This window comes from Falsochrobactrum ovis (genome assembly GCF_003259955.1).
Taxonomy (GTDB): Bacteria; Pseudomonadota; Alphaproteobacteria; order Rhizobiales; family Rhizobiaceae; genus Brucella; species Brucella ovis_A.
Genome location: NZ_QLMK01000005.1, coordinates 113153 through 136669, shown reverse-complemented (window position 1 = coordinate 136669; position 23517 = coordinate 113153). Strand labels below are relative to the sequence as shown.

Sequence of the window (23517 nt, the reverse complement as noted above, 5' to 3'; positions counted from 1 at the left end):
TGTTTTTATTGATCTTTTCCTATTGCAGTCAAAATTATCTGCTTGACGTGGCCGTTATGTTTGTGTAACGAACCTCTCGTAGCGCTACAGATTGCATTCTGTGCGTCGCGAAGTTGGCTTTTGCCAACATAAGCAACAAGAAAAGCCCGGATCGCATGATCGGGGATCAGTCTAAGGAAGACTTCAATGGCAACTTTCTCCCAGAAGCCGGCCGAAGTGGTAAAGAAATGGATTTTGATCGACGCGGAAGGTCTCGTTGTCGGTCGTCTTGCCACTATCGTCGCCAATCGCCTGCGTGGCAAGCATAAGGCTACCTTCACTCCGCATGTTGACGATGGCGACAATGTCATCATCATCAATGCCGACAAGGTTGTCCTGACTGGCAAGAAATATACTGACAAGAAGTACTACTGGCACACCGGACATCCAGGTGGCATCAAAGAGCGCACTGCGCGCCAGATTCTCGAAGGCCGTTTCCCAGAGCGCGTTGTTGAGAAGGCAATTGAGCGCATGATTCCACGTGGCCCGCTCGGCCGTCGTCAGATGAAGAACCTGCGCGTTTATGCAGGATCCGAGCACCCACATGAAGCTCAGCAGCCCGAAATCCTCGACATTGCTGCGCTGAACCGTAAGAACAAAGGGAATGCATAATCATGGCTGAGCAGCTCAATTCGCTCGAAGAACTCGGCAGCGTCGCTCCGGCAGCTACCGAACAGGCCGCTCCGGTCCACGTCCAGAAGCTCGACGCTCATGGTCGCGCCTATGCAACCGGCAAGCGTAAAGACGCTGTTGCCCGCGTCTGGGTTAAGCCCGGCTCTGGCAAGATCGTCATAAATGGCAAAGAATTCACCGAATATTTTGCACGTCCGGTTCTGCAGATGATCCTGCAGCAGCCGATCGTTGCATCAAACCGCGCCGGACAGTTTGACGTTATCGCTACTGTTGCTGGCGGTGGTCTTTCCGGTCAGGCTGGTGCCGTACGTCATGGTATCTCCAAGGCCCTCACCTATTACGAACCAGGCTTGCGCTCGGTTCTTAAAAAGGGTGGATTCCTGACCCGCGATAGCCGCGTTGTTGAACGTAAGAAGTACGGTCGCGCCAAGGCTCGTCGTTCGTTCCAGTTCTCCAAGCGCTAATATCCTATCGCTACGGAACTTACAGAAAGCGGGCCTTTGGGTCCGCTTTTTTGTATTTAGAAGTGACTTTTTGCTATCACCGCACGCTAAAATGCATAGAAAGTCTGCTTCGATCCAATCAGTGAACTTCATAGCGGCTCATATTCAATCGGAAACCGGCCATGTCTAAAAAGACTATCGATCATGCGATAACCGCCACCAATCTTAGAAGCGCAGCGACAGATCCTACCCATGCAGGCATTCTGTCTTTCATGCGACGTAAATATTCCAAATCATTAGACGGCGCGGACGCCGTGGTTTGGGGTATTCCTTTTGATGCGGCTGTTTCCAACCGGCCTGGCGCAAGATTTGGACCACAGGCCATTCGTCGGGCATCGGCAATTTTTGACAATGATCCCCAATATCCATTTGATCGGGACCTGTTTGAAAATCTCGCAGTGATTGATTATGGGGATTGCCTGCTAGACTATGGAAATCATCAGCAAACTCCTGCCACTATCGAGCTGGAAGCGGCAAAAATTCTGGAAAAAGATGCGTTTCTGCTTAGTCTGGGCGGCGATCATTTCATTACATGGCCACTGCTTAAGGCTCATGCCGCGAAATATGGCCCCCTCTCCTTAGTACAATTCGATGCGCATCAAGACACATGGTTTGATGATGGACAACGCATTGATCACGGCTCTTTCGTCGCCCGCGCGGTACGCGATGGAATCATAGATCCTGACACCTCAATTCAAATCGGCATAAGGACCCATGCACCCGATAATTGCGGCATAAAGATCATCTACGGCCATGAGATCGAGGATATGTCAGCATCTGCCATAGCAGAAGAAATTCTCATCAGAACGGCTGGCAGAAAATCTTATCTTACATTTGATATTGATTGTCTTGATCCTGCTTTTGCTCCCGGAACTGGAACCCCAGTAGCTGGCGGTCCATCATCGGCAAAGATGCTTTCCGTTCTGCGCAAGCTAACGGCACTTGATTTTGTCGGTGCCGATGTTGTCGAGGTTGCACCGGCCTATGATCACGCGGATATAACGGCAATAGCAGGGGCAACAATTGCCATGTATTATCTTGGGCTTCTGGCTGAGAAAACCGCTCGATGATTTGAGAGTGATTACAGTTAAGAAACTGAATCATCTCTTTAACAATCTGATTCCGAAAATCGTAGTAAATTACTGAATTCAAAGGCAAAGTGAATGAAACAGAAAATCTTCATTGATGGTGAGCACGGAACTACCGGTTTGCAGATTCGCCGTCGTCTGGCCGAGCGGGACGATCTTGAAGTGATTTCTATTCCCGAGGCGGAACGGCGTAACAAGGATCTGCGTGCTGATTATCTGCGTGCTGCGGATATCGCCATTCTTTGCTTGCCGGATGATGCATCGCGTGAGGCTGTAGCTCTGCTGGAGGGGCATGAAAGCACCCGGATCATTGATACATCTACAGCGCATCGGGTTCAGGATGGCTGGGTTTACGGCTTTGCTGAACTCGACAAAGCTCAGAGACAAAAAATTGCCGAAGCGCGACTTGTTGCCAATCCCGGCTGTTACCCTACGGGCGCAATAGCGCTTATCCGTCCATTGCGTGATGCCGGGCTATTGCCCGCGGATTATCCGATCAGCGTTAATGCCGTTTCAGGCTATACGGGCGGCGGCAAGCAGCTTATCGCCCAGATGGAAGACAAGGATCATCCGGAGCATCTGGCAACCAGTAATTTTCTCTATGGGCTCGCGTTGCGCCACAAGCATTTGGCAGAGCTTAAACTCCATGGCAGGCTTGAACGGCGTCCGTTGTTCAGCCCAAGCGTCGGTCGCTTTGCGCAGGGCATGATCGTACAGGTTCCGCTGTTTTTTACCGAGTTAAATGGCTCCCCTAGCCTTTCCACCATCCATTCCACATTGACCGAACATTATTCGGATCAAGATATTGTGGAGGTTGTCGCGCTGGAAGAAAGCAAGAATTTAGCACGAGTAGAAGCTGAGGAACTTGCCGGCAAGGACGGTATGAAACTCTTTGTTTTTGGGACAGAAGGTGACGACCAGGTCAATCTGGTCGCCCTGCTCGACAATCTGGGCAAAGGCGCATCAGGCGCGGCGGTTCAGAACATGGATTTGATGCTCGGAAAATAACATATCGATGATTAAAAAGCCCGGTGATCGTCACCGGGCTTTTTCGTTTAATCATTCCGCATATGCGCCCTTGCAGCCTCGCCAATGGGCCACCGCAAATGTCAGCACCAGCAAAGCCACAAACTGATGTGTAAGGCCAAGTTCGATAGGAACGCTCATCAAAAGTGTTGCTACGCCGATGGCGGCCTGAACCAATATCAATCCGACCAGAACCACTGTTCTGCGTGCATGGGTGGTATTGGGTGCAATCTTCCAGACATTGAATGCGTGAATGATTGCCAGCGCTAACAGCGCATAAGCAAACATCCGATGGATAAATTGCACTGTTTTCGGGTTCTCGAACAGATTGCGCCACCATGGTGATTGTAAGAACAGGTCGTTGGGAACAAATGCCCCATCCATAAGCGGCCAAGTATTATAAGTCAGACCTGCGTGCAGCCCTGCTACCAATCCACCAAGGTAAATCTGAACCAAAGTTGCGAAAACCAACCAGCCTGCAAAGCGTGACACTGCGCGAGACGCTGGAGCTTCGCTGTAATCTGCCAGTCCGCGTGCGATATAAAACACCGCTGTTATAATTAAACAGGCCATAGTGAGATGAATGGCAAGGCGATACTGGCTGACATGCGTCAATTCACTTAGGCCCGATGCCACCATCCACCAGCCGATCGTTCCCTGCAAGCCACCCAAAACCAACAGGCCAATCATCCTGTATTTCATTGTCGTGTTTAGACGACCTGCAATCCAGAAAAATGCCAGCGGAACAGCGACCAGCAAGCCGACAAAGCGGGCAAGTATACGGTGCGCCCATTCCCACCAAAAAATATACTGGAACTCGCTTAGGGACATGCCCTTATTGAGTTGCTGATATTGCGGAATTTGGCGATATTTGTCGAATTCCTCCAGCCATTCGGCATGGTTAAGCGGCGGAATCACACCGTGAATTGGCTTCCATTCGGTGATGGAAAGCCCTGATCCGGTCATGCGGGTAGCGCCTCCCACCATAACAATCGCAATTAAAACGACAAAAACCGCATAGAGCCAATAGCGGATCAGACGACGGTTTGAATCATTGTCGAATCCTGAATGAGCCTGCCCCTCTTTCAGAGCGGAAAATCCCGCCATCCACTTTCCTTCCCAAAAACCAATGTATAATTATGAAGTACAAAATTCATGCCAATAGGTAAACTGTTACAAGTTGCCCCCAGAGACAGTTTCGCACGACCTGCGGCCCTGCTGTCCCTTCCTTTTCGGTCGTTCACGGGATAGTGATTGGCGGCATATAGGAGAAAAATATGCCCGTTCGGCTGAAAAAACTTATCGGAACATTTCTGCTAGTCGCGCTGGTCATGATCTATGCGATTGTCGCGACGCTCGTCGCGGTCGCCACCCTTGCCGAATCCAGCCCGTGGGTACACCTGCTCTACTTCTTCTTTACGGGGCTGCTATGGATTTTGCCCGCAATGGTGATCATCTGGTGGATGGTTCAACCTCCAAAAGAAAAAGAACAATAATTGATGCACTTGCTCCCTTCTAAGACTGTGCGGCTCCTGCCGCGCGTATTAACCGATTTCGCCTCTATTGAGGCGTTGATGACAAGCGACACCGCCATTCATGGCAATGCTCAAAACTTTGATTGGCTGGACAGTTGGCGTAAAAACGTCAACAAAGACAGCTTCATTGCTGGCCTATTTGACGGCGATCAGCCGATCCTCATCATTCCATTTGAAGTCGTGAATAGTCGTTTTCTTCGGGCCGCGCGCTATCCCGGGGGAAGCCATGCCAACGTTAATTTTCCTTGGATAGAAGCTAGCAAAGCAAGTCTGATTGACAAAAATTCAATCAAGCGGCTGGTTGCTGAAATTCGTCGGCAGCGCCCCGATCTCCATGCCCTGTCGCTTACCCGTCAACTCTCTGAATTGGAGAATATTTCCAATCCAACGCTGCTCCTGCATCAGAGGCTCAATCCCAATCCGGTGTTTGCACTGACATTGGACCGAGACCTCGCCGAGGTTCTCGCTCGCGGCAAGGTGAAGCGGAGGCGGCAAAAACATAATAATCATAGTCGCCGCTATGACGCGATGGGGGGATGGCGGGTATTTACTCCTCAAAATAATTCTAAGGTTCGGCATGCTCTCGACACGTTTTTTAAATTAAAAGGTGAACGCCTTGCGCAATTTGGCATCCGAGATCCGTTTGCCGCAACAGATATACGGAATTTTTTCCATGAGCTGTTTGACAGACAGATAGGCAAGGAAAATCCGCCCTTCCGTCTTGAGATTTTAGAGGTCAATGGCAAAGTCCATGCTCTCATCGGCAAATCCATGGCCGATTGGGGCCCTACGGTCGAATTTAGCGCAATAGCCAATGACGAGCTGGCCGGTGCCAGTCCGGGAGAGTTTTTGTATTTTGAAGATATAAAAAATTGTTGCGATGCAGGATATAGTTACTACAGTTTTGGATTGGGCGATGAACCCTATAAACGCGAGTGGTGCGATGTCGAATATCCGGTCTTCGATACGATAATTCCACTGACAGTTCGGGGAAGAATATTTAGCCTTCTGGATAATTTAAAAAGCTCAGTCACCGCTGCGATCAAGAACAACGAGAAGATCTGGGCACTGGTGCGAGCCATCCGGCGAAAGATGGCTCGCTAGTAACTTATCCTGCGGTCGGCTTGTTCATTACAATGATCACGTCCTCGTAGCCACCCTGATCCATATCAATCGCAGCTCGAACTACATCTTCATTGTCAGGATCGACGATGTTCATGATCACTTCGGCCGAACCGTCAGCAATCGGATGAATCTGCCGTGAGGTGGATGAACCGCACTCCACCAGCACAAAATCATAGACCGTTTCCAAAGCATCTAGGATAAGCGTCAATTTGTCATCAGAGCGCATGGCTTCTTCAGGGTCTGCTTGCCCCAGTGGCATTATATGCGCTTGTGAAAAATGGTCCGTATAAATAACATCGTTGAGGCGTTTTTGACCTGTGAGCAATTCTGTGACCCCAGGCATAGTGCTGCTCTCCAGCATAGCCGTTCCGAGTGTTCCGTAAGTGGACATATCGATAAGGATAACCCGCCGGCCTTTATCGGCTAATTCGCGGGCAAGATTTAGTGAACCAATGGCTGCCTGATCGCCTTCTGGCGACACGATGATGACGCGTTTTTTAACCAGCCGGTTCGCAACGCTTTTTACGCTATTTGGTTCACTATCTTCGGCTCCCGCGGAAGCTTCTGTCACAGGCTCGCTTTCGGATTGCGGATTGATCGGCAACACAGGAGCCATCTCATTTTCTTCAATCTTGTCATATGGGTGTGGCTCCGCCGGAATGAAAGCTCGCCCACTGAAAAGCTCTCGCAAGAGGATGAAAACCGATAGGAGTAGTAGCCCAGCTCCAAAAGTTGAGCCCACAACCGGTAGCGTCTTGGGGTAATAGGGTAAGCTTGGTGCAACCGCTCTTGAGAAAATACGTGCATCCGCCGGACCATAATTGCGGTCTGTGCGGGCCGCAGCTTCGCGGTAACGGGTGAGATAAGTTTCCAAGAGCTGACGTTGTGCAGCGGCTTCGCGTTCCAGCGCACGAAGTTCGACCTCCTGATTGTCCGCTTGGGCTGCCTGCGCTTTAACGCGATTAAGCTCTTGAGTTAGTTCATCTTCCCGCAGCTTGGCAACCGTGGCCTCACTTTCGAGACTGGTCAGCAATTTCTGCCCTTCGGCCGCAATTTGCTGATCTAAATCAGAAAGCTGCGCTCTTAAAGCGCGAATCCGCGGATGAGCATCCAAGAAAGTCATCGAAAGATCAGCAATCTGATTTTTGAGTTGAACACGGCGCTCCGCAAGCCGCTGCATCATTGGCGAGGCGACAACGGCGGGTAAAGTATCGATTGCATTACCGGCTTTTAATCCGTCTCGGATGCTCGCAGCCTGGGCATCTGCGGTTGCGCGTTCGGAGCGGACACGTGACAATTCGGTTGTTAGTTCAAAAAGTTGCTGAGAAGCGATGGTGGTATTCGCCTGCCCTGTCATAAGCTCATGGGCCGCGCGATAATCTGCAACTTTCTTTTCCGATTCACGCAGTTTATTGCGCAAATCCTCAATTTCCGGCGCCAACCATCCGGTTGCGTCATCTGTGGATTCGAGTTTTGCTGCTCGTTGAAGAGCAATATACGCGTCGGCAACCGCATTGGCGATAGCGGCAGCTTCTTCCCCATTTGACGATCTATATTGGACCACGATCACGCGTGAGTCCTTGATATTATATATGTCCAGATTGTTGCGGAGTTTTTCAATGACGCGCTCCTCCTTCGGGGCACCCGAAGGATCACTTTGCAACCCCAGAAGAATCAAAAACTGGCTCAGACCGCTTGAATGATCGGATAAAAAACCTTTTTTCTCCACTAGGTTCAGTTGGTCCGACACTCGCTTGAGCAAGTCTGTTGATCTCATGATCTCGACTTGGCTTTTAATGTTCTCGGCATCAAGCAATGGACGCTCAGCGGCTACATCTCCATTTGGTCGCGTGTATACGGATTCACTTGGCTCAATCAAAAGCCGGGTTTCCGCGCGGTAATCCCGAGTGATAAGCATGCAAATAACCCATGCCATCAGCGCCATTAAAAAGGCACCGCCAATTACCAATAGCCAATTGCGGCGCAGGCTTTTAAAAAGCGCGCCGATATCAATATCTGCATCTTTCGACACGGGGTCGATTCTTGACATCATGATACTCCGCGGAGGCATAGACCAATCAGATCTTTTCGGCTCGTAGCAAGCCCGCTACCGCTTACGATCTAATTTATAATATGCAGTTGTAAACGAACAAGGTAACCAGAGAGTTAAGCGGATATCCGTTCTAAGAAGGAATAAAGATTCTTTGCGCCGACGGCAGTTCTTTACCTGCCATTAACCCTAATCAAACAATAACAGTTGAGATTGGATTTCGTGTTGGGCAGCGCATCCATTGCTTACTGCTTGACCATAGGGGAATGGCAATGGTTTTCGAAAGAAACCGAGGCGGAAACGGTAATGCAGAAAATTGATATCAGGCACAAACGCCAAAAACTTCTGGTTGCGCTTTGTTTTGCTGCAACGATCCTCTCTGCATGTTCTTCCTACCGTCCTGCACCTGCGGCATTCCATGCGTCATTAGATGAGCCTTATCGGCTTAACGCCGGGGATCGAGTACGGATAACGGTCTTTGATCAGGACAATCTAACAAACATTTACAATGTCGATCAGTCGGGCTATGTCGCATTTCCGCTGGTGGGGAGTGTTCCTGCGAGAGGCAAAACACTAAAAGAACTCGAAAGCGTGATTGCCGCTAAACTCCGGAGCGGTTATTTACGCGATCCCGATGTCAGTATTGAAGTCGATCGCTATCGCCCTGTATTCATGATGGGTGAAGTGGGCGCGGCTGGTCAGTATAGCTATGTTCCTGGGATGACAGTCCAGAAAGCCATCGCTGCGGCGGGCGGCTTCAGTCCTCGCGCCAATCAAGAAAATGTTGATATAACGCGGCAAATCAACGGAAAAGTGATGACCGGGCGAGTGTTGATCTCTGATCCTATTTTGCCAGGCGACACGATTTACGTGCGCGAACGCTTGTTCTGATGGTTGGCCATGTCTAAAGATACAACCAACAAGCCTCTGCGCATCGTTCATTGCTTCAGAGAGCCAACAGGCGGACTTTTCCGTCATGTCTGTGATCTTGCCCGTTTTCAGGCAATGCAAGGGCATCAGGTTGGGATCATTTGCGATACTGGTACCGGCGGACCGCGCGAAAATGAAATATTGAAAGAGTTGCAGCCGCAACTGGCCCTTGGTCTTTATCGCGTTCCGATGCAGCGCCAGATCGGGCTGAGCGACTTTAATACCGCGATCAATATCTACCGTATTATTAAGAAATTGCAGCCGGATATATTGCATGGCCATGGCGCAAAAGGCGGTGTTTATGCTCGCCTGTCCGGCTCAGCGCTACGGGTTTTCAGTTCTCGCGTAGCCCGTATCTATTCTCCCCACGGAGGGAGCCTGCACTATGACCACAATACAATTCGTGGTCGCGCACTATTTCTCATTGAGAGGTTTCTTGCCCGTCGGACCGATGCCATTATTTTCGTATCCAATGATGAGAAGCGAGCGTATGAAGAGAAGATTGGGAAACCCCGCTGTCTTTATGCCATTATTTATAATGGATTAACATCGGAAGAGTTCACTGCAGTTGACGTGAACCCTGATGCAACCGATCTGCTTTTCATCGGTACAATGCGTGAATTGAAGGGGCCGGATATACTCATTCACGCCATAGCCAACATCCGCGACAGATATGGGCTCGCCTTATCTGCGACAATCGTTGGCGATGGAAATGAAAAGCCCAAATTTGTTGCGTTGGCGCAAGAATTAGATCTCGTAAAGCAGATCCGCTTTCTTGCAGGAATGCCAGCGAAAGAAGCCTTTGCGTTAGGGCGGATTATGGTTATCCCCTCACGCGCTGAAGCGTTTCCTTATATTGTGCTGGAGGCGCTCGCTTCACAAAAGTTAGTCATCGCGTCAAATGTTGGCGGAATTCCTGAAGTTTTTGATGCCGACGCCCGAGCTCTTGTCGAGCCGAATCAAGAGGCGCTCGCATTAAAAATCCTCGACGTTCTTTCGCATGAAAGCGCTTATCGCGCATCACAACCCAATATTGACCGCCTCCGAGAACGCTTTGACCTCTCAGTCATGGCAAGATCGATAGAATTGGTTTACCGTGAAGCACTGTCTTGACGGGGTATTCAGTTTTTCTGACCCATAGCGGTAATTGCAAAGGATTTATCGCGAGATACAATCCAGCAAGTTGATTGGCAAAGGCATCGTGCAGGAAATGGATTCAAATTCTAAGTCTCCTCAAAAAGCTTCTCAGACGAGCTCAACGACGTCTGCGGCTTACACCCCGCCGGTGAAGCTAAATGAGCTCGCGCTTCGTATGGCCAATCAATATCGAAAAGACACGTTCTCGCCGGTCATGCTCAGTGGCATTATGCGAGTTGCTGAATTTAGCCTGATCTTGCTAGCAGGCGTTCTCAGCCTGATTTTTTATGTGGGCGTAAGCTCGCCTCTTCTCGTTTATTATTTACTGATTACCGTCTGTGGCGGTACATTTTTTGTACTGCTGATGGAAATTAACGAAGGGTACCAACTCAGCGTCCTACGCAGCCCGCTACGGCGCTTACAGCGGCTGATCGCAAGCTGGGCCACAGTGCTTGGTATATTTGCGATTGCAGGTTTTCTATTCAAAATTTCTGCGGAATTTTCGCGCGGTTGGTTCCTTTTATGGGCCGCAAGCGTGTTCTTGCTGCTTATATTTGTTCGCATACTCGTTGCGTTTAAAATCCAACGCTGGACACGTAATGGTGCGATGGAGCGCCGAGCCATAATCGTAGGCGGCGGGCCAAATGCAGAAACTCTTATTAGAGCACTCGAACAACAGCCCGATAATGATATTCGGATTTGCGGAATTTTCGATGACCGCGACAATGACCGTTCACCGCCGGTAGTTGCGGGCTATCCTAAACTGGGGACGATTGATGAGCTGATCGAATTTGCCCGTATCGCGCATATCGACATGCTCATAGTCTCTTTACCGATCAGTGCAGAAGCTCGAGTGTTGGAGTTACTGAACAAGTTATGGGTACTGCCCGTCGATATTCGGCTTTCTGCATTAAACACTCATTTGAGATTTCGTCCACGCGCTTATTCCTATATCGGCGCGGTCCCGATGCTCGATATTTTCGACAAGCCCATCAATGATTGGGACTCGGTGGCGAAACGCATGTTCGACATCGTATTCAGCCTACTGGGCATTATCGTCTTTTCACCGATCATGCTGGTTACAGCGATCGCCATCAAGCTTGAAAGCAAGGGACCCGTTATTTTCAAGCAGAAGCGCTTTGGTTTTAACAACGAAGTGATCAATGTCTGGAAATTTCGGTCAATGTATTCGGACCAATGCGACCCTACAGCAAGACTAGCGGTAACGAAAAATGATCCGCGTGTCACACGTGTCGGTCGGATTATCCGCAAAACATCGATTGATGAATTACCCCAGTTTTTCAACGCATTGAGCGGGACGCTTTCACTGGTCGGACCGCGTCCGCACGCTGTTGCGGCTCAGGTACATAATTTACGCTACTATGATGTGGTTGACGGATATTTTGCGCGGCACAGAGTGAAACCCGGGGTTACTGGCTGGGCGCAGATCAATGGTTGGCGCGGTGAAGTCGATAATGATGAAAAGATACGAATGCGGACCGAATATGATCTATTTTATATCGAAAACTGGTCGCTCTGGTTCGATCTCAAAATTCTTTTCCTGACGCCAATCAGGTTATTAAAATCGGAAAATGCGTATTGAGAACGCAAACGCGAGAAAACCATCCAGTGTCCGAGTATGGTTGGGGAGTAGACGCCCAAGAGAAAAAACGCAAGTTAAACCGTTTAATTGCCAATTTCAGCGTTGGCTTAGGTGTTTTCTTGCTAAGCTTTGTCATGTCAGAGCCGGCACCTTACGAACTCTATATGCTCGGCCTGATGACTGTAGCTTTACTGTTTGGTCTGCGTTTGACGCGCGTTAGCAGTGTATTATTGGCGGTTTTTACCGTTTTCAATCTCGGTGGGATGATTTCCGTTATGCAAATGGCGGATATCAAAAGTGGACCTCTCTATGTCGCGGTGTCACTTTTCCTGGCGTTAACGTCGGTTTTTTTCGCTGCTTTCATTGAAGCCGACTACCGAAGGTTGAGGATAATTTTCAATGCCTATCTACTCACCGCCTCAATTACTGCAATACTTGGAATTGCGGGTTATTTCGGCTTAATTCCAGGCGCGGATATTTATACCCGATATGGACGCGCAAAAGGTGCGTTTGAGGATCCAAACGTTTTTGGCCCCTTTCTCGTTTTGCCTTTCACCTGGTGCTTCTATCGATGCGTAAGAGGGCGTCCACGGGATATATTCATATATCTTCCGCTTTGCTGTTTATTGATTCCGGCAATATTGGTCTCATTTTCCCGCGCCACATGGATAATGACATCAATTGCTGTGATGTTTGTTTTTACAATCGTTTTCCTGAAGATGCAGAGTAATCGTGCCCGGTTTTATTTGGTGCTTGTCGGATTGAGTACCATCATTTCGGCGCTGGTCAGCATCTTGCTGCTGTTACAAATCCCCGATGTGCAGAGCTTTTTTCTAGAGCGTATGCAGCTTCAGGAATATGATTCGGATCGTCATGGCCGTTTTGCCCGACACTGGGACGGCATGCTATATGCAATGGAGCATCCGCTAGGAATCGGTCCGCTTGTATTTGCACCTTTATTTGGTGAGGACACGCATAATATTTGGCTCAAGGCTGCACTGGATTATGGCTGGATCGGTTTTTTTGCCTTTGTGATGTTGACCGGGCTTACGCTTGGGCTTGGGTTCAAATTTTTGCTGCGCCAACGGCCATGGCAACCATTTCTACTTTGTACTTATGCCACTTACCTCAGTCATGTCCTAATCGGCAATGTCATCGATACCGATCATTGGCGCCATTTTTATCTGCTGCTTGGCATTATTTGGGGGTGTATCGGGCTAGAATATAAATATTCACAAACCCGCCGCGCCTCATACGGCATTTCACCAAATCGGCAGGTTTATGTAACAGAGTGATCAAGCGGAGTTGGTTATGACTAGCTGCTCCATTTGCGAATTTGCTGGCATCACGGAGCTTTTCACGGTGCTGTGTCAAAAAGCGTTATTTTGAATCTCCTAGGCCGGATTATGACATCTTTTATGAACAGGTTTTATGATTTAATTTGTGGGATATGAATCTGGTCCTTCCCAAATAGGTTCAGCTTGGTTCGAAAATTATGTTTGAAAAAATTTCTGATCCGGTCATTTCGACAAAAAGCTTTTTCAAGCGATTATCCAAACACGGATTTTATGTCTTTGGATTTTTAGTGCTTTCTTTAGCCCTGGGCGCCTTCGGTTTTATGCTCATTGAAGGGGTATCGTTTAAGGAAGCAATCCTTTTTTCATCCCATATCCATGCGGGATTGGGTCCTCTTCAAATGCCTGAGACTTATACAGGACAAATGTATATTGCCTTGTTGAAACTTTATTCAAATCTATTTTTCGTCGCTGCTTTCAGCGCTATTGCCGCTCCTATAGTGCATCGCATATTGCATAAGATGCATCTGGAAGACGAAAAATGAATTTCCTCTGGCTGGGCACCAATTCCTGATCTTTAGGCCAGTATTGGAAAAAGAACGAGTGGAGCGAGCCGGAGATCTCTGACCACGCAATGTGCTGCCCGGCAAAAACTATGTCCGTGAGGAAACTGTAAACCGCAACAAATGCGGTAAACCCAACAAGTGATAATAGCATTAAGTCATTGAAAAATGGTCGGAGCGGCGGGATTCGAACCCACGACCCCTTGACCCCCAGTCAAGTGCGCTACCGGGCTGCGCTACGCTCCGAACCGTGGAAAGCCTTAGGATGCATAGACTTTTTCTGCAAGCCTTTTTTGGCTTTAAGAGAATATAATGCACACAAATGCACGCAGTGACACGATCCGGGGCCGTAAATGTCACGGAAACGCCGCTAACCTCCCCTTGCCTTCAAGAAAAAAACTTATTATTTAATATGTGCGCAGGACGACCTGCGCCGGTGTTCGCATAGGGGACGGCCCCATTTTGGGGTATAATATGTCTTGCTTGAACAGCCGTTTTCAGTCCCGATTCAAAATCAGCCCGATTGCCGTCTACACATCATCATGGGTGCCATTCACTATATCGATGTGTGTCGCATTGATGAGCGGCTGCATCGCTTTCCTCAAAAACAATTTTGCGTTTCGCAGTCCGGCCATTACCGGGGCCAGCGGTCAATCCGTCGTTCCTTTCACTTGAGCATGTGGCGCGAACGCACCAGATAAAATCGGGTTTGGGATATCCAAACGAAGGAGTAAAAATGGCTTGGGTTTATCTTAGTCTTGCCGGCATTCTTGAGGTGGTGTGGGCATTCTATATGAAAAAATCGGAAGGTTTTTCCATCCTAACACCAAGTATTATCACCATCGTAACGATGATCGGCAGTTTCGCTCTGCTTGCAGTGGCAATGCGTAGCCTGCCTTTGGGGACCGCTTATGCAGTATGGACTGGCATCGGAGCGGTAGGAGCCTTTGTCGTCGGCATATTAATTTTGGGGGAAGCGGCCAACTTGTTCAGGATCATTAGTGTGGCATTGATCTTGCTGGGGCTTATTGGTTTGAAACTTTCGTCCAGCTAATAACTCCCATCCAGAGACACTCACTAGTTCACTGGATGGGTTTAGACATCACTATCAGCGCACCTGATCCAGAAGTCGCTTACATTCCAACAAGTCAAAAAGCGTCTCTTGAAGCAACGCGCGATTGTCTTTTGAAGGGCGTTTGCCATCCGCGCCAATTGGACCGTCTTCATCACCCTTGAAAAGTCCAAAAAGCTTGCGTGACGGTTGGGAAGCTTTAATGCCATTGGGCAACGGCATCTCGTAATCGGTACTAGCCTTTTTTTGCGCCTGATCGTCAACAGCCGCTTGTTTTTGCCGGGTAATAGCTTCAATCGCATTCACGTCACCGCGGCCCAGAGCTATGATAAACTGCGAATTATGCTCACGTAAAAGGCGCTGGACGCCCTTGATTGTGTAGCCCTGATCATAAAGCAAATGCCGGATGCCCTTTAGAAGTTCGACATCCAAAGGCCGATAATAACGACGCCCGCCACCGCGCTTCATAGGTCTAATTTGCGTGAAGCGTGTTTCCCAAAAGCGCAAAACATGCTGCGGAAGATCAAGCTCCTCAGCCACCTCACTTATGGTCCTGAACGCATCAGGGCTTTTTTCCATCTGCCTGACCTTTCGGATAGTAAAACGTCACCGCAATGGCATCACGTTCATAATTACAGATCACGTCAAAGGATTTTCAATCCTGCATGATTCAAACAGATTCTAACATAAATGCCTTACTAAAAAAGCCCTGGTTTTTGGAAACATATATTAGCGCGCGCAGCTCAACTTGCGCGGATTATATAATATCGGCGCGTTAAAAGCACCCGTCCATATTTGACAGGAAAAGATGCCAGAATAGCAAGAAATTATGGGATGAAACTGATCACTTCCGACGAGTGAATATCAAAATGACCTGCGGGGGAACAGATCGTCGGCGCTATCAAGAACCCTTTGCTTTACGCTTTTGGTGTTCTTGCAAAATCCGCTGTTTGAGGACGTTGGATGCCTTAAACGTCATCACTCTGCGTGGAAGGATCGGTACTTCCTCGCCCGTTTTAGGATTACGGCCAATGCGCTCATTCTTATCGCGAACCTGAAATGTCGCGAATGACGACAATTTCACCGTTTCCCCGTTTACGATGGCGTCACAGACTTCATCAAGGATCATCTCGACCAAAGCCGCCGATTCTGTTCTGGATAGCCCGACCTTGCGGTAAACTGCCTCTGCCAGATCAGCGCGTGTGACCGTCTTACCTCCCATAACCGAACCTGCCTGGTTAGCGTTTGTACAGATAATATCCTTAAGTGACAGGACGTTACACAAATAAAAGCGGTGCGGTCAAGCCGCGAGTTTCCTCGCGGCTCATCTATTATGCAATTACCAGCGCAACAAGACCGCGCCCCAGGTAAAACCACCGCCCATTGCTTCGAGTAAAATCAAGTCGCCCGGCTTAATACGGCCGTCTGCTACGGCTGTTGCAAGCGCCAAGGGAACTGAAGCCGCCGATGTATTTCCATGTTGGTCGACGGTGATAACCACTTTCTCATCGGGAATATTAAGTTTTTTCGCTGAAGCATCGATGATGCGCTTATTTGCCTGGTGCGGTACAAACCAGTCAATATCTTCGGCAGACAGGCCCGTCTCTTTAAAAGACGCCTCAATCACATCCGTAATCATACCAACTGCATGTTTGAAGACCTCCCGGCCTTCCATGCGTAAATGGCCCACGGTTTGTGTGGTTGAAGGACCGCCATCAACGTAAAGTTTTTCCTTGTGACGGCCATCAGAGCGAAGATTTGCGGCAAGTATGCCCCTGTCCGAAGTCAAACCACGGCCCTCGGACGCCTCTAAGATCAACGCCCCTGCACCATCGCCAAAAAGCACACAGGTGGTGCGATCGTTCCAGTCGAGAATACGCGAGAAAGTTTCTGCTCCGATGACAAGCACGCGCTGGGCCATACCGCCGCGAATATAAAGATCTGCAGTGGTAATTGCGAAGATAAATCCGCTACAAACTGCCTGCATATCAAAAGCAAAGCCCGTTGTTATACCCAGCTCGCGCTGAATTTCGACTGCACTGGCAGGAAAGGTGTTGTTGGGCGTGGAAGTCGCGACAAGAACAAGATCAATATCTGAGGCCTGTAGCCCCGCATTTTCAAGTGCAGCACGCGCTGCCGCTGCACCAAGCGATACGGTGGTTTCAGTTTCATCGGCAATATGCCGCTGACGAATGCCTGTTCTCTGAACGATCCATTCATCGGACGTTTCCACAACGCCTTCGAAATCGGCATTCTTCATGATACGCTTTGGCAGCGCAGAACCGATACCTCGTACGACAGATCTTATCATCTTTTATTCCTGTCCAGAACGATTGAACAAGGCTGTTGCCTCGCCATCAAACCTATGCCCGTTAAGGGCCCTATTTACTTCGTGACTTCATTGCCATCATCGAATTCAATACTTGAATTATGATGATGGAAATGCGCCAAATCGGCATCGATCTTTTCGAGGAGCCGGTTTCGAACCATGTCATATCCGACTTCTACGGCAGAACAAAAGCCCTCGGCTGTTGCGCCACCATGACTTTTAATCACAATGCCGCTTAGACCAAGCAAAACACCGCCATTGACCTTGTTTGGATCCATTTTCTGTCGGAGATGATCGAAAGCGCCTTTTGCAAATATATAGCCAATTCGTGCAAGCAGAGTGCGTTTCATGGCCTCGCGCAATAGGCCTGCAATTTGTCTAGCAGTACCTTCCGCGGTTTTAAGTGCAATATTGCCAGTGAAACCTTCTGTCACGACAACATCAACGGTACCTTTTCCAATATCATTTCCCTCGACAAAGCCATGATATTCTAGCCCATCTAGCGATGTATCGCGCAAGATCTGCCCAGCTTCTTTAATCTCGTCGAGGCCTTTGATGTCTTCGGTACCAACATTGAGAAGACCTACCGTTGGGCGACGGATTTCAAATAATGCACGTGCCATACCGGCACCCATTACCGCATAATCGACAAGCTGGCGTGCATCGGCGCCGATTGTAGCGCCGACATCTAGAACAATGCTTTCGCCGCGCAGCGTTGGCCAAATGCCTGCAATTGCTGGACGTTCTATATCGGGAAGCATGCGCAGGCAGAATTTGGACATTGCCATCAGCGCACCGGTATTGCCTGCTGAAACACAAGCATCCGCCTCCCCTGTTTTCACGGCCTCTATGGCCTGCCACATGGAAGAGCGTCCGCGACCAGCGCGCAATGCCTGGCTGGGCTTATCGTCCATTCCAATCGCTGTTTCGCTTATACGAAACTCGGATGCAGCCTGCAATTTTGGAAAACGTGCTAGTACTTGCTCGATTCCAGCCAAGCCGAAAAAAATGAAGCGAATATCAGGATGGCGCTCAAGCGCTTTCGCGGCGCCAGGGATGACAACTTCCGGGCCAAAATCGCCGCCCATGGCGTCAATCGAAATTTTAATCACTATAGGTTAATCCTGTGAAATTCTTGTCCCCCGTGTTTTGAAGCACCGGGATTGGCGCGAAAATAGTGTTTTTCCCACAGCACACAACAAGTTTCTCCCAAATACGCGCTAAATCACGGCTTATTGCGCAGTTGGGCAAGTTTTGCGAAGGCCGAATCAGGCTCTATTTCCTGATCCCCGCTTTCATAAACCATCGGTGGCGTTTCAGTGCTGATTCCCGGTTTTCTCGGATATGGATCAATCGCAAGCTCGAAAAATTCCGTAACAAGCGCGCCCAAATCGATTTTATCACCGCTGAAGGTTTCTGGAATATCGGCTCCCTCAGCATCCAGCACCAGTTCCCCCATTTCATCCAATTGCATCCGGGCTAGGCGCGAATTTTCTGGCACAAGGGTCGTGTCAATCTCTTCCCGAATATTATTGGTGATTGGTTCCAACGTTACAACACATAGCTGAACTATTTGCGCTTCAATCTGGCCGCGCACCCGAACACCGTTTTTTTTCCATCGCGTAAGCAGCATGTCCGCATCAAAGGCGATTACCGCCTCTAGCCCATGTTGGGCTGCTAAAGCTCCTCTTTCACTTTCGGTAGTACCGATTTTGATAGTCAACCCTTTTTGCGGAAGGTTGAGAACCGGAACGGGATAAGTCAGCGCCGGTTTATCCGTCATAACTTCCTGCCTCTTTTGTAATTTCGTTGGATGCAGCGACGAAATCGTCTGCATCGATAAAGGAGATATCGCCTTTAGCAAGCGCGGTATCATCGGTTTGAGCCAAGAAACTGCGGCAGGCGAACATATAGGCACTTAAATAGTGGGCTTGGGGCCAATTTTCGAGATCTGGCCTGATATTTCGCGCTAGCGCAGCATCTAGCGCTTGTTGATCATCGCTGTCCAGCGCTTCACCATAGGAAGCGACGCGCCCATAAAACATTCGCGCTAATTTCTTCATTCGTTTTGGCACGCCCTGATCGCCAATCCCCAGCTCGCGCAAAGAATGATCAACGTCTTTGAAAAATTCCTCGGCAATATCCTGTGCAAGCTGCATAAGGGCTGCATTTTCGCCTTTCAGTCGATGCATTGTCAGAAAAATATGTATTGATAGCATTTCAAAACGGCCCAGCGGGGTATCTGGCACATTAAATTGTGCGTAGAAACGCTTTTGCCGCGCCGCCGCCACGATCGTTTCGTAAACGCGAAGCAGAATAGCCTCATTTGTTTTTGACTTGCGGCGAAAAAGACGAAGAATCATTCCCGTTTTACCGTAATTGTTGCATCCAGAAGCAAGGTGGTTTACCGAAGTTCTTTCAACGGTGAAAGTGCCGTGCTGATTTTAGAGTAATGGAGAGATCCTTTGTTGCAGCGAATTTTCTCAAATGCGTACAGACAGCGCGCTCTATTCGCCGGTACAGCAATTCTCTTTTCGGCGACTTTAGCAGGGTGCAACACCGCCGCCACGCTAAATCCTTCCGAAACAATCGTAGAGGGTTATGTGCTCGACCAGGAAGCCCTCGATTCCGTACCGGTAGGTTCAAGCCGAGAGCAAGTTTTACTGGCGCTCGGAACGCCATCGACGACGGCAACATTTGATAATGAAGTCTTCTACTATATTTCACAAAAGCGCCGCCGAGCAGCGCAATTTATGAAGCCGAAAATCATAGATCGCAATATATTGGCGATTTATTTCGACAAAGATGGTCAGGTTGAGCATATAGCCAATTACGGCCTGCAGGACGGTAAAGTTTTCGATTTCGTTTCCCGCACCACCCCTACGGGCGGCAAGGATCAAACCTTTATTGGTCAGGTTATTCAGGGCGCTGCAAAATCACCCACTTCACTGCCTGGAATGGGCGGTTCATAAAGCTCACCGAACGTTTATCAAAAAAGCCCGCTTTCCGGCGGGCTTTTTCATTTAGCTAAAGCTGATCAGCTCCAATGAGCCAGCACCGCTAACAGCAGAAGTGCCATAATATTGGTAATTTTAATGGCCGGATTTACAGCTGGGCCAGCGGTGTCCTTGTAAGGATCGCCCACTGTATCACCGGTAACGGATGCTTTGTGTGCTTCCGATCCTTTCATATGTTTTACGCCATTAGAATCAGTATAGCCGTCCTCAAGGCTCTTTTTCGCATTGTCCCAGGCGCCGCCGCCTGAAGTCATGGAAATCGCTACGAATAGACCGTTTACGATGACGCCAAGCAGTGATGCGCCCAGAGCCGCAAAGGCAGCAGCCTTGGAGCCTGAGAGTAACAAAACCCCGAAATAGACGACCAGTGGCGCCAAGACAGGCAGAAGCGATGGAATGATCATTTCACGAATGGCTGCTTTGGTCAGCAGATCAACCGCTCGCGCATAATCTGGGCGGTCTGTACCGTCCATGATGCCGGGTTTTTCGCGGAATTGGCGCCGTACTTCCTGCACCACCGCACCTCCCGCACGGCCGACCGCCGTCATTGCCATGCCGCCAAAAAGATAGGGTATTAACCCACCAAATATGAGACCGGCGACCACATAGGGATTAGACAATTCAAACGAAACCTCACCCATATCTGCAAAATATGGGTAGGCCTGGCCATTCGCAGCGAAATAGGTCAGATCGTTCGAATAGGCTGCAAAAAGAACCAAAGCACCCAATCCGGCAGAACCTATCGCATAGCCTTTGGTCACCGCCTTGGTGGTGTTGCCCACCGCATCAAGAGCATCGGTTGATTTGCGCACTTCCGGGTCAAGCCCAGCCATTTCGGCAATGCCACCGGCATTATCTGTCACCGGACCAAAAGCATCGAGCGCCACAATCATACCTGCAATACCAAGCATTGAGGTTACCGCGATTGCAGTGCCAAACAGCCCAGCAAGTTGATAGGTGCTAATAATGCCGCCCATAATGACAATGGCTGGAAGCGCGGTCGATTCCAGAGATACGGCCAATCCTTGGATAACGTTGGTGCCGTGCCCAGTCACAGACGCTTCGGCAATTGAATTTACCGGCCGCTTATTCGTAGCTGTGTAATATTCGGTAATGACCACTATCAAACCGGTGACAATGAGGCCAATGATTCCACAGATGAAAAGGTCGAAACCTGTTACGGACATCCCCGCAACGATGCCCACCTCGCCCCAGCCTATGGTGATCATATTTGCCACCGCAACACCAATGATTGATAGGATTCCGGTTGCGATCAGGCCTTTATAAAGCGCACCCATGATAGATCCGCTCACGCCCAGTTTTACAAAAAACGTTCCGGCGATTGAAGTGATCACGCAAGCAGCGCAAATCGCAAGCGGATAAAGCATAATGCTGGAAAGCATTTCTGTGCCGCTAAAGAAGATTGCGGCTAGAACCATGGTCGCAACGACGGTCACGGCATAGGTTTCAAACAAATCTGCCGCCATTCCCGCGCAGTCACCCACATTATCTCCGACATTATCGGCGATCGTCGCTGGGTTGCGCGGATCGTCTTCTGGGATCCCGGCCTCTACCTTACCGACAAGATCACCGCCCACATCCGCACCTTTGGTGAAGATTCCGCCACCCAAACGCGCAAAGATAGATATGAGCGAAGCGCCAAAACCGAGCGCCACAAGCGCATCAATGACTGTTCTGTCAGAGGGCGAATAGCCGATCCAAATTGTCAGCACAAAATAATAAACTGAGACACCTAATAGTGCCAGCCCGGCAACCAAAAGCCCTGTTATTGCGCCTGCCTTGAAAGCTAATTCAAGCCCTCCCGCAAGACTAAGTGAGGCTGCTTGTGCCGTACGGACATTAGCACGCACCGAAACATGCATGCCGATAAATCCGGTTAGGCCAGAGAGTATTGCACCAATCAGAAAGCCGATTGCCGCAGTCATAGACAGAAAATACCATGCTGCCAAAAATACGACGATGCCAACCAAGGCGATCGTGGAATATTGCCGCGTCAGGTAGGCTTGAGCGCCTTCCCGAATCGCACCTGTAATTTCCTGCATCCGCGTTGTGCCCTGATCTGCGGCGAGTACTGAGCGCGTGGCCCATACCGCATAAAGGACAGAGAGCAAACCGCAGGCAATGACGAGAATAAGAACTGCCACTCCATTTATCATTTAAGGCGAACTCCCACTGAGCTTGCGCCCGCCACCAGCAGATCGCAGCGGATTGCTGGCGCGCAAAGCGCTTGAAGCCCGAAATCCCTCCCCGGGCCAATGAGCGGCATGGAAGTGCCTGAAGCCAAACCTAAACCGGGCTTCGACGGTATTCTGATGGAAGCATCACCAATATAATTGGACGCTGCTTCCTTTATTCGAGCATTTTCTATGCCGCACGCTCAAGATGCGGAAGGGGCTTGCAAAGGTCAAGCCGTTCTTCTGTGCAGAAAAACACATAATGGGCCGCAAACTGCCACAGCCCATTAATCAAGTGTCGAGGTAATGCTTTAATGTCTGTGGCGGGATCTCGCACCCCGGCTCTCGCCGCGAATTTGAAATGCAAGTCGGTCCAAAACAGCATTAACCAGTTTCGGTTCGTCTTCTGTATAAAACGCTTTAGCAATATCGACATATTCCGATACGATGACCGCGGTCGGAACGTCTTTGCGTGTTTTAAGCTCCCAAGCTCCGGCACGAAGGATCGCCCGCAGCGTCGAATCAAGACGTGACAGGGGCCAATCATCAGTCAGTCCCTGATGGATCAGGGGATCAAGCATAAGCTGATTTTCGACCACACCCGCGACAATGGCGCGGAACCATTGCGGGTCCGCATCCAGATATTGGGTGCCGTCAACTTCTTTGCCTAGCCGATGAGCCTCATATTCAGCCACGACTTCCAATACACCTGTGCCTGCTACGTCCATTTGGTACAATGCTTGCACAGCCGCTAAACGCGCCACACCACGCTTATTTGCGGGACGTGGTCCGAGGGGCGTCTTACGGTCTTCCGTCGAAGAGTTCATTTGTTTACGCTCCAAATTTTTTGCGTAATGCGATCATAGTCAGGGCTGCACGCGCTGCGAACCCGCCCTTGTCTTTATCTTCACGGCGTGCGCGAACCCAAGCCTGGTCTTCGTTTTCTACCGTTAGAATTCCATTACCAATGGCAAGGCTTTCTGCCACAGCCAGATCAGTCAGAGCACGACAAGATTCGTTCGCAACAATGTCAAAATGATAGGTTTCCCCTCGAATGACTGTTCCAAGCGCGACAAAACCATCATATTGCGTGCCGCCGGCTTCCGCACCATCAAGGGCAAACGAAATTGTCGCCGGGATTTCCAATGCACCTGCCACAGTTACTATGTCATAGGTCGCATCCGCCTCGTCGAGAGCGGCTTTCGCACCATCCAGAAGCGCATCGGCAAGTTCATCGTAAAACCGCGCTTCGATAATGAGTAGATGCAAGGGATGCGCCTCGTGTTTCGACATATGAAACTCCATGACAGAACGCGCTCACCGAGCGTAACGGTCAGCGCGAAAATATAAAAGAACTTTGGAGCAGTAGGCTCTATG

24 protein-coding genes and 1 tRNA gene are annotated in these 23517 nt (G+C 49.6%); 13 read left to right on the top strand and 12 right to left on the bottom strand.

Annotation, left to right across the window (positions count from 1 at the left end; genetic code table 11):
* Positions 1-186 precede the first annotated feature (186 nt).
* The 4 genes from rplM (at position 187) to argC (ending at position 3271) form a co-directional block, all read left to right on the top strand.
* A complete protein-coding gene (rplM, locus tag C7374_RS08875; RefSeq protein WP_111575259.1) occupies positions 187-651 on the top strand; it encodes a 50S ribosomal protein L13 in 465 nt (154 codons plus the stop codon).
* Positions 652-653: 2 nt separating this feature from the next.
* Positions 654-1136: a 30S ribosomal protein S9 gene (gene rpsI / locus C7374_RS08870; RefSeq protein ID WP_111575258.1), complete on the top strand. Its 483-nt coding sequence runs from the start codon at positions 654-656 to the stop codon at positions 1134-1136.
* A gap of 161 nt (positions 1137-1297) precedes the next feature.
* On the top strand, positions 1298-2245 hold the full coding sequence (speB, locus tag C7374_RS08865; protein ID WP_111575257.1) for an agmatinase: 948 nt from the start codon (positions 1298-1300) through the stop codon (positions 2243-2245).
* Between the two features lie 93 nt (positions 2246-2338).
* Positions 2339-3271: an N-acetyl-gamma-glutamyl-phosphate reductase gene (argC, locus tag C7374_RS08860; protein WP_111575256.1), complete on the top strand. Its 933-nt coding sequence runs from the start codon at positions 2339-2341 to the stop codon at positions 3269-3271.
* 51 nt (positions 3272-3322) lie between these two features.
* Here the strand turns inward: argC and C7374_RS08855 are convergent, their stop codons facing one another.
* Positions 3323-4396 (bottom strand): COX15/CtaA family protein, encoded by a 1074-nt coding sequence (locus C7374_RS08855; protein WP_111575255.1) that lies wholly within the window; start codon positions 4394-4396, stop codon positions 3323-3325.
* Between the two features lie 170 nt (positions 4397-4566).
* Between C7374_RS08855 and C7374_RS08850 the strand changes: the two genes are divergently transcribed.
* Together C7374_RS08850 and C7374_RS08845 are read left to right on the top strand one after the other, a co-directional pair.
* A complete protein-coding gene (locus C7374_RS08850) occupies positions 4567-4785 on the top strand; it encodes a DUF2842 domain-containing protein (RefSeq protein ID WP_111575254.1) in 219 nt (72 codons plus the stop codon).
* A 78-nt stretch (positions 4786-4863) separates the two neighbouring features.
* Positions 4864-5928 (top strand): GNAT family N-acetyltransferase, encoded by a 1065-nt coding sequence (locus C7374_RS08845; protein WP_245412612.1) that lies wholly within the window; start codon positions 4864-4866, stop codon positions 5926-5928.
* 4 nt (positions 5929-5932) lie between these two features.
* Here C7374_RS08845 and C7374_RS08840 read toward each other — a convergent pair whose 3' ends face one another.
* Positions 5933-7999 carry a GumC family protein gene (locus tag C7374_RS08840; RefSeq protein ID WP_111575252.1) on the bottom strand — a complete coding sequence of 689 codons (2067 nt, stop codon included), beginning with the start codon at positions 7997-7999 and terminating at the stop codon, positions 5933-5935.
* A 306-nt stretch (positions 8000-8305) separates the two neighbouring features.
* Between C7374_RS08840 and C7374_RS08835 the strand changes: the two genes are divergently transcribed.
* The 5 genes from C7374_RS08835 (at position 8306) to C7374_RS08815 (ending at position 13509) form a co-directional block, all read left to right on the top strand.
* On the top strand, positions 8306-8890 hold the full coding sequence (locus C7374_RS08835) for a polysaccharide biosynthesis/export family protein (protein WP_111575328.1): 585 nt from the start codon (positions 8306-8308) through the stop codon (positions 8888-8890).
* A gap of 9 nt (positions 8891-8899) precedes the next feature.
* Positions 8900-10042 (top strand): glycosyltransferase family 4 protein, encoded by a 1143-nt coding sequence (locus C7374_RS08830; RefSeq protein WP_111575251.1) that lies wholly within the window; start codon positions 8900-8902, stop codon positions 10040-10042.
* 97 nt (positions 10043-10139) lie between these two features.
* Positions 10140-11669, top strand: a complete 1530-nt coding sequence (locus tag C7374_RS08825) for an undecaprenyl-phosphate glucose phosphotransferase (RefSeq protein ID WP_111575327.1) — start codon at positions 10140-10142, stop codon at positions 11667-11669.
* Positions 11670-11695: 26 nt separating this feature from the next.
* Positions 11696-12964, top strand: a complete 1269-nt coding sequence (locus C7374_RS08820) for an O-antigen ligase family protein (RefSeq protein WP_111575326.1) — start codon at positions 11696-11698, stop codon at positions 12962-12964.
* A gap of 200 nt (positions 12965-13164) precedes the next feature.
* Positions 13165-13509, top strand: coding sequence for a hypothetical protein (locus C7374_RS08815; RefSeq protein WP_111575250.1), 345 nt, complete (start codon positions 13165-13167; stop codon positions 13507-13509).
* A 187-nt stretch (positions 13510-13696) separates the two neighbouring features.
* On the opposite strand, the gene C7374_RS08810 is transcribed toward C7374_RS08815, so the two are convergent.
* Positions 13697-13773, bottom strand: a tRNA-Pro gene (locus C7374_RS08810).
* Positions 13774-14263: 490 nt separating this feature from the next.
* Here C7374_RS08810 and sugE point away from each other — a divergent pair.
* A complete protein-coding gene (gene sugE, locus C7374_RS08805; RefSeq protein WP_111575249.1) occupies positions 14264-14581 on the top strand; it encodes a quaternary ammonium compound efflux SMR transporter SugE in 318 nt (105 codons plus the stop codon).
* Positions 14582-14635: 54 nt separating this feature from the next.
* Here the strand turns inward: sugE and C7374_RS08800 are convergent, their stop codons facing one another.
* The 6 genes from C7374_RS08800 to C7374_RS08775 all read right to left on the bottom strand — a co-directional run bounded on the left by C7374_RS08800 (position 14636) and on the right by C7374_RS08775 (position 19291).
* Positions 14636-15178, bottom strand: coding sequence for a MerR family transcriptional regulator (locus tag C7374_RS08800; RefSeq protein ID WP_111575248.1), 543 nt, complete (start codon positions 15176-15178; stop codon positions 14636-14638).
* 322 nt (positions 15179-15500) lie between these two features.
* Positions 15501-15821 carry an integration host factor subunit alpha gene (locus tag C7374_RS08795; RefSeq protein ID WP_111575247.1) on the bottom strand — a complete coding sequence of 107 codons (321 nt, stop codon included), beginning with the start codon at positions 15819-15821 and terminating at the stop codon, positions 15501-15503.
* Between the two features lie 117 nt (positions 15822-15938).
* A complete protein-coding gene (locus C7374_RS08790; RefSeq protein WP_111575246.1) occupies positions 15939-16910 on the bottom strand; it encodes a beta-ketoacyl-ACP synthase III in 972 nt (323 codons plus the stop codon).
* Positions 16911-16984: 74 nt separating this feature from the next.
* Positions 16985-18040, bottom strand: a complete 1056-nt coding sequence (plsX, locus tag C7374_RS08785) for a phosphate acyltransferase PlsX (protein ID WP_111575245.1) — start codon at positions 18038-18040, stop codon at positions 16985-16987.
* Between the two features lie 113 nt (positions 18041-18153).
* Entirely contained in the window at positions 18154-18711 is a 558-nt protein-coding gene (locus tag C7374_RS08780; RefSeq protein WP_111575244.1) for a YceD family protein, read from the bottom strand.
* A complete protein-coding gene (locus C7374_RS08775; RefSeq protein WP_111575243.1) occupies positions 18701-19291 on the bottom strand; it encodes a ubiquinol-cytochrome C chaperone family protein in 591 nt (196 codons plus the stop codon). The genes C7374_RS08780 and C7374_RS08775 overlap by 11 nt, the downstream gene beginning before the upstream one ends.
* Positions 19292-19393: 102 nt before the next feature.
* Between C7374_RS08775 and C7374_RS08770 the strand changes: the two genes are divergently transcribed.
* Complete coding sequence (locus C7374_RS08770) at positions 19394-19900, top strand: outer membrane protein assembly factor BamE (protein WP_111575242.1); 507 nt, start codon at positions 19394-19396, stop codon at positions 19898-19900.
* A gap of 65 nt (positions 19901-19965) precedes the next feature.
* Here C7374_RS08770 and C7374_RS08765 read toward each other — a convergent pair whose 3' ends face one another.
* From C7374_RS08765 to ribH, 3 genes are all read right to left on the bottom strand, one after another.
* The gene (locus C7374_RS08765; protein ID WP_111575241.1) at positions 19966-22122 is read right to left on the bottom strand and encodes a sodium-translocating pyrophosphatase; all 2157 of its coding nucleotides are present in this window, start codon (positions 22120-22122) and stop codon (positions 19966-19968) included.
* A gap of 329 nt (positions 22123-22451) precedes the next feature.
* A complete protein-coding gene (gene nusB / locus C7374_RS08760) occupies positions 22452-22967 on the bottom strand; it encodes a transcription antitermination factor NusB (protein WP_111575240.1) in 516 nt (171 codons plus the stop codon).
* Between the two features lie 4 nt (positions 22968-22971).
* Positions 22972-23433, bottom strand: coding sequence for a 6,7-dimethyl-8-ribityllumazine synthase (gene ribH, locus C7374_RS08755; protein WP_111575239.1), 462 nt, complete (start codon positions 23431-23433; stop codon positions 22972-22974).
* Between the last annotated feature and the right edge of the window lie 84 nt (positions 23434-23517).